14 protein-coding genes are annotated in these 9,537 nt (G+C 55.2%); 2 read left to right on the forward strand and 12 right to left on the reverse strand.

Annotated features, from left to right (window positions below):
* Positions 1 to 58: 58 nt before the first annotated feature.
* The 9 genes from P8Z34_03445 to P8Z34_03485 form a co-directional block, all read right to left on the reverse strand.
* Positions 59 to 748 (reverse strand): DsbA family protein, encoded by a 690-nt coding sequence (locus tag P8Z34_03445; protein MEJ2549720.1) that lies wholly within the window; start codon positions 746 to 748, stop codon positions 59 to 61.
* Positions 749 to 836: 88 nt separating this feature from the next.
* Positions 837 to 1,661, reverse strand: a complete 825-nt coding sequence (locus P8Z34_03450) for a lysophospholipase (GenBank protein MEJ2549721.1) — start codon at positions 1,659 to 1,661, stop codon at positions 837 to 839.
* A 44-nt stretch (positions 1,662 to 1,705) separates the two neighbouring features.
* Entirely contained in the window at positions 1,706 to 2,563 is an 858-nt protein-coding gene (locus tag P8Z34_03455; GenBank protein ID MEJ2549722.1) for an N-acetyltransferase, read from the reverse strand.
* Positions 2,564 to 2,597: 34 nt separating this feature from the next.
* Entirely contained in the window at positions 2,598 to 3,143 is a 546-nt protein-coding gene (locus tag P8Z34_03460; GenBank protein MEJ2549723.1) for a tetratricopeptide repeat protein, read from the reverse strand.
* Complete coding sequence (locus P8Z34_03465; GenBank protein ID MEJ2549724.1) at positions 3,140 to 3,811, reverse strand: helix-turn-helix transcriptional regulator; 672 nt, start codon at positions 3,809 to 3,811, stop codon at positions 3,140 to 3,142. Before P8Z34_03465 ends, P8Z34_03460 begins: the two co-directional genes overlap by 4 nt.
* 136 nt (positions 3,812 to 3,947) lie before the next feature.
* A complete protein-coding gene (locus P8Z34_03470; GenBank protein MEJ2549725.1) occupies positions 3,948 to 4,658 on the reverse strand; it encodes a response regulator transcription factor in 711 nt (236 codons plus the stop codon).
* A complete protein-coding gene (locus P8Z34_03475; GenBank protein ID MEJ2549726.1) occupies positions 4,651 to 5,904 on the reverse strand; it encodes an ATP-binding protein in 1,254 nt (417 codons plus the stop codon). The genes P8Z34_03470 and P8Z34_03475 overlap by 8 nt, the downstream gene beginning before the upstream one ends.
* Positions 5,901 to 6,257 carry an ATP-binding protein gene (locus P8Z34_03480; GenBank protein ID MEJ2549727.1) on the reverse strand — a complete coding sequence of 119 codons (357 nt, stop codon included), beginning with the start codon at positions 6,255 to 6,257 and terminating at the stop codon, positions 5,901 to 5,903. The genes P8Z34_03475 and P8Z34_03480 overlap by 4 nt, the downstream gene beginning before the upstream one ends.
* Complete coding sequence (locus tag P8Z34_03485; protein MEJ2549728.1) at positions 6,212 to 6,880, reverse strand: histidine kinase dimerization/phospho-acceptor domain-containing protein; 669 nt, start codon at positions 6,878 to 6,880, stop codon at positions 6,212 to 6,214. The genes P8Z34_03480 and P8Z34_03485 overlap by 46 nt, the downstream gene beginning before the upstream one ends.
* On the opposite strand from P8Z34_03485, the gene P8Z34_03490 reads away from it, so the two are divergent.
* Positions 6,843 to 7,205 (forward strand): response regulator, encoded by a 363-nt coding sequence (locus P8Z34_03490; GenBank protein MEJ2549729.1) that lies wholly within the window; start codon positions 6,843 to 6,845, stop codon positions 7,203 to 7,205. The two genes, P8Z34_03485 and P8Z34_03490, sit on opposite strands and share 38 nt — an antisense overlap.
* A gap of 95 nt (positions 7,206 to 7,300) precedes the next feature.
* On the opposite strand, the gene P8Z34_03495 is transcribed toward P8Z34_03490, so the two are convergent.
* Positions 7,301 to 8,089, reverse strand: a complete 789-nt coding sequence (locus tag P8Z34_03495) for an SDR family oxidoreductase (GenBank protein ID MEJ2549730.1) — start codon at positions 8,087 to 8,089, stop codon at positions 7,301 to 7,303.
* Between the two features lie 21 nt (positions 8,090 to 8,110).
* Positions 8,111 to 8,389, reverse strand: coding sequence for a DUF503 domain-containing protein (locus P8Z34_03500; protein ID MEJ2549731.1), 279 nt, complete (start codon positions 8,387 to 8,389; stop codon positions 8,111 to 8,113).
* Between the two features lie 31 nt (positions 8,390 to 8,420).
* On the opposite strand from P8Z34_03500, the gene P8Z34_03505 reads away from it, so the two are divergent.
* Positions 8,421 to 9,176, forward strand: a complete 756-nt coding sequence (locus P8Z34_03505; GenBank protein MEJ2549732.1) for a DUF4230 domain-containing protein — start codon at positions 8,421 to 8,423, stop codon at positions 9,174 to 9,176.
* A 72-nt stretch (positions 9,177 to 9,248) separates the two neighbouring features.
* Here P8Z34_03505 and P8Z34_03510 read toward each other — a convergent pair.
* Positions 9,249 to 9,537: hypothetical protein (locus tag P8Z34_03510; GenBank protein ID MEJ2549733.1), on the reverse strand; the 289-nt coding region annotated here is incomplete at its 5' end.

The raw sequence follows: 9,537 nt of genomic DNA on the forward strand, positions 1-9,537 counted from the left end.
TTCCTCGCAGTGGTTGGAGTTGATAAATTGAGAATTACGGCCGGCGTTGGATGGTGGATCAATCCGCGAGCTGCAGTGCGGAATCGATAACTTGTTGAAAATCCACGTAAGGTGCGGCACCGACCAATTCCTGCCCGTTGATGAAGAACGTAGGGGTCGAATTTACTCCGCGATCCCTACCGGCAGTGAATTCCGCATCCACTCTGGTATTATAGCGCCCTTCATCCAGACAACTCGAGAATTGATCTCGATCGAGATTCAAGGACTCCGCGAAAGCGATTAAGCGAGCGGAGGAAAAGTTGGCGGCGGTTTGATTCGCAAAGAGAAGGTCGGTGTATTGCCAAAAACGATTCTGCTCGGCGGCACACAGACTGGCGTTCGCCGCGACGGTCGACCCGCTGCCGAGAATGGGAAATTGGCGAAACTCGATTCTCACCTGGCCTGTTGAGACATAGTTGGCGATGATTTGCGGCAGCGTACTTTGGTCGAAATCGCGACAATGCGAGCATAGAAAATCCGAATAGTCTTCGATAACGACCGGCGCATCTGGGCTTCCGAGCGAAGTGCCATCGGCGAAGGGATATTCGCGGGCCGCTGGAACGTTGATGTCCTGTGTGGCGTTCAGACTGGGCCAAATCAGCAATGCTGCAATGATGAGCGCTCCACCGATGATCATGAACAGCCCGATCAAGCGCCTTTGGCTTCGCTGTTTTCTATTCTGGGCGATTTTATCTGCACGTTTACTCATCGATACTCCATGTTGAGACAATGTTTAATATCCTGCCATAAAAGAGGTAGTTTGTCTACATTGTCGATGAGGTAGATGCTTCGTTAATTTATATCCGTTGAACCACCCACGTCACGATTTCTTCGATCACACCGGCCTTTTCAGGCTCGTTGTGCACCTCATGATACAGTCCCGGAAGGATGCGTAAGGTTTTATCTTCGCTCGTCGATTGTTCGAAAAACGTTTCACACGCGGAGACGTCGATGATGTGATCCTCCTGGCCACAGATCAATAACAGCGGCTGATGGAACTCCGCTGCGTGTGCGAGGGTTTCCTCACCGGCTCGGGTTGCTTCAATGAAAAGGCGGGCGCTGGCCCAATCATGTACGAGGGGATCATCGATGTAGGCTTGTACGACGGACTCGTCCCGTGATAAATCGTGCGGATTAAGACCGCTGTGCTGCGAAAAGGTCGGCCATACCCTCGACATCAGCCGGCCCAGCAGAAGTTTGAGCGTTGGCACCTCAAATTTGCGCCTCAAGGCGGGTCCTGTGGCGATGACGCCGGTGAGCGGCGTGGTCGGTCGCAGCCCGAAGCGCAGGGCGAGCAGCCCCCCGAGACTGTGGCCGTATAGAAAGCGGGCTTTTTCGGCGTTTGCGTGATCGATGAGCAGCCGGATATCGTCGAGCCATTGATCCAAACTGGGCGTATGGCCGCGCGGGCCTTCGGATTTGCCGTGTCCGCGTAAATCGATGGCATGAAAGGCAATCCCCTTTGCCGTAAACGCCCGGGCGACGTGATCGTATCGCCCGGCATGCTCTCCGAGCCCATGCAGTAAACACACCGTCGCCTCGGCGTTTCCGTCCGGCTCCCAGGCTTGCCAATACAGTTTCACGCCGTCGCTGGCCGTAAGCCGCTGAAATTTTCTTTCCATCACTCTCCCCTTCCGTTGTTTGTTCTATCGAATCATCATCGGCGTCATGAGTCAAGTTCCATCTCGTAAACCGGGTGCCTGGGTTCTTTCCGATTGAAACCAAGCTGCTCATAGAGCTGTAGACTGCGTGTATTATCGAGCTGCGTATTCACGGACATCTTCCACTTCGAAGCACGCATCAGTCGCCGGATTGCATCTATGACCAACGCTCTGCCGAAACCCTGCCGCTGCCAGGACGGATCTACAGCCAGGCGAGCGAGATGTGCGCCGTAATGGGATTCGGTGCTGATTTGGTATGCAGCGATGCGGTTTTCGATCTCGATGACACGAGCCTCGGAAGCCCGGCGGAAGGCGTGGCGCAGCGTTTTCTCGGAATAGCGCCAAATACCCCCAAAGGCGCGTTCGTCCAGCTCAGCTACGCTCGGAAGATCTTCTCGCTGCATGGTTCGAATCGTACCCCTGGTGAGGTCAGTGGCCGGCAGGGGTTGCCGCTGCCATTCGAGGAAGACGACATCGTTGCTGTGTCGGAAACCGGTTTTCTCGAGTAGTGGGGCGAACCAATCCGCAGACAGAAGGGCTGCGGCGTGACGTACGTTCATGGATCGTGCCTGCAGAGCCGCTTCGTGCCAGAGCGGAGTCCAGAGATCGGACGGGGTGTACGAGAGACCGACCGCAAAGAGTCGTATCCACGAAACCTCCGGTGGATCCGGAGGACAGGCCAAACATCCAATGACGCGATTTCCATGCAGCGCGATGACGTATGGGGGTTGACCTAGAAGTGAAAGTGCGTCTACCCAATCGAAATGTTGGTGCAAATAGTCTGCTGTTTGGATCAGGTGCAGCACTTCGTCGTGGTCGTTTGGCGTTGAAGATCGAAAAGTCCATGCAGCGTGGCTGCTCATAATTCGTCGTTTCAGGGCGCCCAAAACATGCGCATCAGCGACCGATTAAACGGAATGGCCATTTCAATAATTGACGCAGTAGACGGTCACGCGCTCGCGCTTTGGGCATCGTTTCGAGACCACTCTGCATCGTGGAGAGCGCTTCGAGCGGTTTTCCCTGCCGGAGCTGCAGACGCGAGAGTGCTTGAAGCGTGGAGGAATAATTTTCCGAATCGCTGATCTTGTCGAACAAGTCGATGGCTTGATGATAGGCATGTTCTGCGGCGGAATTTTGGCCGCAGGCTTCGAGCGCCGAAGCGAGATTGCCGGAAGCCTGGGCAGCTCGGTTTTCATCGCCTTGCGAGAGGAAATAGTCGGGGGTGTCACGAACCAACTCGAGAGCGGCTTGCGGCTGATTCGCCGCAAGCAAGACGACACACAAGTTATTGGCGATCTCTGCCGCTTTACTCGAGTTTTGATCCTTGCTGTAGTGCTCTCTGGCGAGGGTATAACGTTCGATACTCCGCTCGTATTGACCCGAGCGATACGACTCCAGTGCGAGTTCTTCGAGTTCTTCCGGCGAAGCTTCGCTCTCTTTCATAGAGTTATGTCGAGTAGAGTCTCGGCGAGGATGCGCAGTTTCTCGACGGGAATCTCACTGAGTTGTTTGGCGATTTGTACGTACGTCTCGTTGCCGGGCTTACAAAGAAATTCGCGAATCTCCGGCGAAAAATCCATGAAATTCTTAAATGCCTTGTTCGTCGTGAGCCATTCCCCGACCGGACCTTCATCGTCGATATAGTCCTCGATCGATTGCCCTAACGCTTCGACGATCAATTCGAGATCGGTGAAGGGAATGGATTTTTCCCCGCGTTCGTACGAGCCCATACTCCTGGAGGAGATTCCTATGCTTTCTGCCAACGCCTTCATCGTCATTCCGGTATCGCTTCTACGCTTCCGAACGAGCGCACCGATGATCCGCTGACGCAGCGAAAGAAAGACTTCAGGGTCGAACTCGTCTCTTTCGTCCTTCTCCGGGGCGGTTGGGGCGATCAAGGAATCCAGGGGAGTGTCCAGGTGGAAGGCAAGCAGTTCGAGTTCAGGTAAAGAGATGATGCGACGACCGTGTTCGTAGGAGGAAAGAATCCCCCTCGTGGTTCCGATCATTTCTGCGGCTTCGCTGAGGCTTAGATGGGCTTCCGTACGAGCCTCGCGTATAATTGCCCCCAGCATTTTCGCTCGCAATGTAAGCGCAGCTGAATCGGTCATGGTCATTCTCCAAGACGTGAATCGCCGCGATTATAGCAGAAGTCAATCGAATAAGCGCATACATGCGCCGGGCGATTCCTGGTTCGCGGATGGTTGGAATCGTGACGATAGAAGCCTCCCCCAGTTAAGGCTTTTCTCATTCATCTTCAGGTGGCATAAGATAGCCGATTCCTTGGCGGGTGACAATGTGAATCGGATTCTTGGGATCAGGTTCGATTTTCTGCCGCAGGCGGCTTAGGCAGACCCAGAGGATTTCCTTATCGTCCTGGTATTCCGGTCCCCATACCATCGAAAGTAAGTCGTCAGAACTTATGACCTGTCCTATGGAACTCGCAAAAGTTTGCAGCAGGCGATACTCCGTCGCCGTGAGTGAGACTCGTTCGCCCGATACGGTAACCAACGCGCGCGGCAAATCGATCGTCAGTTCGTGATGGGTGAATATCGGTTGATGGAAGCTTTCGTCCATCGTACGTTCTGCGCGCCGCAGGACGGCGCGCACCCGTGCCAGCATTTCTTGCGCCGAAAAAGGTTTGACGATGTAATCGTCGGCGCCGGCATCCAGTCCGCGGACTCGATCCCGTTCCTCGCCCTTTGCGGTGAGGATGATGATGGGCACGGATGAAAATTCTCGAATCCTCTCACAAGCTGTGAAGCCGTCCATCACGGGCATCATCACGTCCAGCATGATCAAGTCCGGCTGTTCCTTCGAGACTTCTTCCAGTGCTTCCTGGCCATCGTTTGCCGATCGCACTTCGTATCCTTCGGTCCGCAAGTTGACTTCGACGAGTTGAACGTATCGAGGTTCATCGTCTACGACCAAGATGGTTTGTTTCTTGTCTTCACTCATGTTCGTTCTCTCCGCGGTCTATGCCGTTGATGTTAATCGGCAGCGTAAAGTAGAATTTCGAGCCCTGGCCGAGTTTGCTTTCCACACCGATCTCACCACCGTGCGCTTCGATGATCTTCCGACAGATGTACAGCCCCAAACCCGTTCCTCGGACCGAGCTGCTCGTTTCCGGGACGCGATAGAAGCGCTCAAAAAGGTGGGGAACATGATCTGTAGGTATGCCCGGTCCCTGGTCGATCACCGACACCCTCAAACGTTGATCGTTTCGCCGGACCTGGATGTTGACGGCTGAATCGGGGGCATATTTGTGGGCATTGGTAATGAAATTTTCCAGCACCTGGGCGATGCGCGTTCCGTCGATTTCGATCTCGGGAATGTCTTCGTCCATTTCGGCGGTCAGTCGCATCTCGGGATACAAAGATATCGTGCGCTGGATGACGTCGTTCAGGATGGGTGAGAGGTGGGTGGGGGAGAAGGTCATCTTCAGCGTTCCGGTCTGCAAGCGAGATGAGTCCAGCAGGTTGTCGATGAGTTCGCGCAAGCGATCGGACTCATCGTCGATGATCGAAAGGAACTGTTTGCGAGTTTCTTCGTCCCATTCCGTGTCCTCGCGCAGTAAGGTTGTTACGTATCCCTTGATGAAGCCGAGCGGCGTTCTCAGTTCGTGAGACACCGTGGAAACGAACTCGTCCTGCATACGCGCCAGCTGGCGCTGCGCTTCCAGGTTTGCGATACGGCGCGCCATGCGGCGATTTTCCAACAGCTGTCCCACGTGCCAACCAACGAATTCTGCCAGGCGAATGTGTTCCGCAGGATAGGATGGTCCACCGAAACGGCCAAACGTGAGCCCACCGACTCGACGCCCCGAAACGACGAGAGGGAGACCGAGATAATCCCGGCGGCGGTCACGGCTTTTTACCATCGGGCCGGCGTCTTCCTGCCGCAGCACGGTCTGGCCCAGACGGAAGGCTTCGACCGCAGCAGGTGCACCCCAGGCCAGATCCTCCTCTTGCGACCGGCCGCGTCCGAGGGCGCGTGCGTAAATCGGCTCCAATTCACCGGATTCCTGGTTTTGAAGTAACAACGCGACTGTGTCGAAAATGAAGATCGTGCGCGCCAGCCGGAAGACTGCATCCAATCCGGCTTCGGTGTCGAAGGTCTCGGCAACCACGCGTGCGATTGCATACACGGCGTTCAATTCCGTGCCGACGGTCAGTGGTTCTGGGGCAGGCAGAGGTCCGGTCATGACGGTAGCACTACGGGGGAGAGCGCGAAGCTAAAAGTGCTGCCTTCGCCTTCTTCACTTTCCACCTTTAATTCACTGCCGTGGGCGTTTATGATCAGCCTCGCCAGTGCAAGTCCGAGTCCCGCCCCACCGTATCGGCGCGTCGGGGAACCGTCCAATTGATGGAAAGGTTCAAAAATCTCTTCCATTCGGTCTGGTGGGATCCCGATTCCGGTATCGCTGACCGAGATGATGACGAGTTGATCGTCTTGCTTGGCAGACAGACGTACGCTTCCCCCGGAAGGCGTAAATTTGATTGCGTTGTCGATCAATTGAAACAAGACCCAGAACAGCCGATCCAGGTCGGCAAACACGGCAGGTATCCCCTCGTCCACATCGTTTTCGAGATCTCTCCAATCTGATCCTCGAGAAGCAATTCGAGATAGCCTTTGATGTGAGAAAGCGGGGTACGGAGTTCGTGGGAAATGTTGGAAATCAAATTGGCTTTGATCTGATTGACTTCGGAAAGCCGCTCCAGCGCTCGGCGCAGTTCGACGGTTCGTTCGTGGACTCTTCGTTCCAATGTACGATTCGATTCCTGCAGGGCGGCATGCAGTTGGATGATCTGTTCCGTGATGGCTTTGTCCAATGATTTGCGATCGATGAAGCCGAGTTGGAGGAGCGTCTGCCCGATAAGATGGTGTTCACCCCTGGCGGTGCTCTCCTTCTGTTTTTCGAGGGCGGTTTCCAGATTGTCGGCTGAAATCAGCTTTTGCCCCACCAGATATTCACCGATGCGAGGCACCAGAGCCGGAGGGGTCGTGCGGATCGGAGCGGAATCCGGAAGACCTTCAAGATACGCTTTTTCGGCCAACAAAGCATAAATGGCGATGTCGACCCCGCATTCCAAACACGTTTTGGAGTCTGTGGGAATTGGGTAGTTGCACTGGGGACAGAGGATGACTGTCTGGCCGCCCTTCGGATCTGATTTCGCCACCGTTGCGCCTCGTCGGAACTTTTCTATTTTTCGTATCATCGAAGAAGGCATCAATTTTTGCCGTAACGAACACCCCGATGTCGTAATCTTGGATTTACTCATGCCGGAGATGGACGGCTGGGAAGTCTGCGAACGAATTCGCGAGTTTTCCGAGGTGCCGATACTGGTGCTCTCGGCTCTCGGTTCTCCGGCGAGTGTGGCCCGAGCGTTAGATGCTGGAGCGGACGATTATCTTATCAAGCCCATCCATGCAAGTCTGTTGGCTTCACGGCTGCGCACGCTCGTTCGACGTAATCTGGTACTTCAGGAGCAGAAGATCGCCTAAGACAGCTCCTTTGGAATCGCTGGCTGGCAACCGCGTTTCTCTCTCTGAATCACGCAGCATCCGCTGCGTGATTCTACTTAAAGCACAACGTTGACCTATAAAGCCGCTTTAACGGTTCCCCCGTCGAACATGAGCGCGTGCCCGTGGACAAACGACGCTGCAGGAGATGCCAGCCAGGCGATCGTGCGTCCGAATTCCGTTTCCGTTCCCATTCGACCGAGTGGAACGTCCTGTGTGACGCGGGCAGCTTCCTGTTCTATGGAAGTACTGCTCCGCTGTGCCCGATCCCGCATGAGGCTTTCTACCCGAGCGGTCCAGGTCCACGCCGGATTGATGCTGTTTACCCGAATTCCATGTGGACCCAGATCGTTGGCCAACGATTTCATCAATCCTATGACCGCCATGCGAAGTGAGTTCGAGAGCACGAGATGGTCGATGGGTTGTTTGACGGAATAGGATTGAGTGGCGACGATGCTGCCGGAACCTCGCTCCAGCATGTGGGGCACGACGGCGTAACACAGGTGGACCGCACTCATGATGGTCAGTTGGATGGCCGCCTCCCAATCCTTCGGCTGCAAGTCGAGGAAGTTCCCCGGTGGCGGCCCTCCGGCGTTGATGATGAGAACGTCGATCCGGCTGAAGCGCGCCAGGGTTTGCTCAACCAATGCATCGATTTGTTCTTCCTTGCTGAGATCGGCACGCACGGCGAGGACTTCGGCTCCGGTCTCGCTTTCGATCTCCTTGGCCGTGATTTCCAATTGATCGCTTCGAGCGCAGATCGCCACACTGGCGCCTTCCTGCGCCAGAGCGGCCGCGGCGGCTTTGCCCAGGCCGCGGGAAGCCGCTGTAACCAGGGCGACTTTTCCTTTCAATCCAAGATCCATCATGCCTCCGATTGGATGAGGTCAGAGCACGGTGAGAATTTCATCGATGACCTGCAGATCCGGTCGATACTTGGCGATCCAGCCCGGAATTTTTGCCACTACTCGCTGGGCGTGTCGGGAATCGTTGCTCACCACGACGCAGGCGATGACGGTGGAGCTGTGCCGGTCGTTGTGATCGATCTCTGCCGTGGATACGTTGAACTGACGATTCAGACGGTTGAGTAGGGGCTTGATGCGCCTGCGTTTATCTTTCAGTGAATGGCAGCCAGGCAGGTTTAATTCGATCGTCAAGGCAATCACGTGCATATTCCCAGTGTATCTTGGAAGGAACGTGGATACAAGAACCAATCAGCTGGGTTATAATTCAGCCATGCAGAAGCGGACGGCCGTTTGGATCACGATCGTCGTGATCGTGCTCGTTATCGGCATGGTGGGTTATGCCATCGTCTCCGGTTTTCGCGCCATTACCGCACCCGTGAGTGAACTGCGCCACGATATCGGGACTCAGATCGCACGCATCGTAAATCCCACTCCGACGATCATTCCCGATCCTGTTACCATCGTGCGCGAGGTGCGTTCGTTGGCGCGCCTGGAAACGATTCATTATTCGCTGGAGAAGATCATCGTCGCCGAAACGGGTCAAGGCCCGTTCGGCTTTCTCTTCGGGGACCGGCTCTTGTTGGTGGCGCACGGGAACGTCATCGCCGGCGTCGATATGGACAAAATCGACCTGGACAGCGTCTGGATCGATGAATTGGGGAGAGTCTACATCGTGCTTCCCGAAGCCGAAATCTTCGTCGCCGCGCTGGATAACGACAAATCCTACATCTACGATCGCGAGAAAGGTTTCTTCACCCGAGGCGACGTGAATCTCGAGACGGCAGCGCGGCAAGCCGCCGAGGAGGAAATCCTTCGCGCCGCACTAGACGACAACATTCTCGAGCAGGCCTCGATCAACGCTGAAAACTACCTCTATTCGTTTCTGCACGCATTGGGTTTTTCGGACGTAATATTTACGGACGAGGCGAATCACCCCTCGACTGCACCGAGCCCCACACCGACCGCGCAATCGACAGCAGCACCCTGAACTTCAAATCTTCATTTGACTGTTAATCTGTACTCTCAAGCGACAGCTTCAAGACGACGGATGATTTTTAAGTCACATCCGGCGCGTCCATTCCTGCGAATCGTAGCGCGATTCGATCAACGCTCGGCTGGTTTTCAACTCGAGCGGGGACAAATTTCCTTCAGAGAACTCCCAGCCCAGTGCCTGTTCGAAACCTTGCGTGAGGGCACGAACGGCAGTTTCCCAAATCACAGGGGTTTGTAGTATGTCCTCGACGGTTGCAGATCGCATGCGTACACCGTAAACTGCCTCCCGACGCGCGGCCTCATCATCGTACTTCACCACCCGGCAAATTCTGGTAATGTCTCCGCTGAGAGGAATG

Source organism: Anaerolineales bacterium (assembly GCA_037382465.1).
In the GTDB taxonomy this organism is placed as follows: Bacteria; Chloroflexota; Anaerolineae; order Anaerolineales; family E44-bin32; genus WVZH01.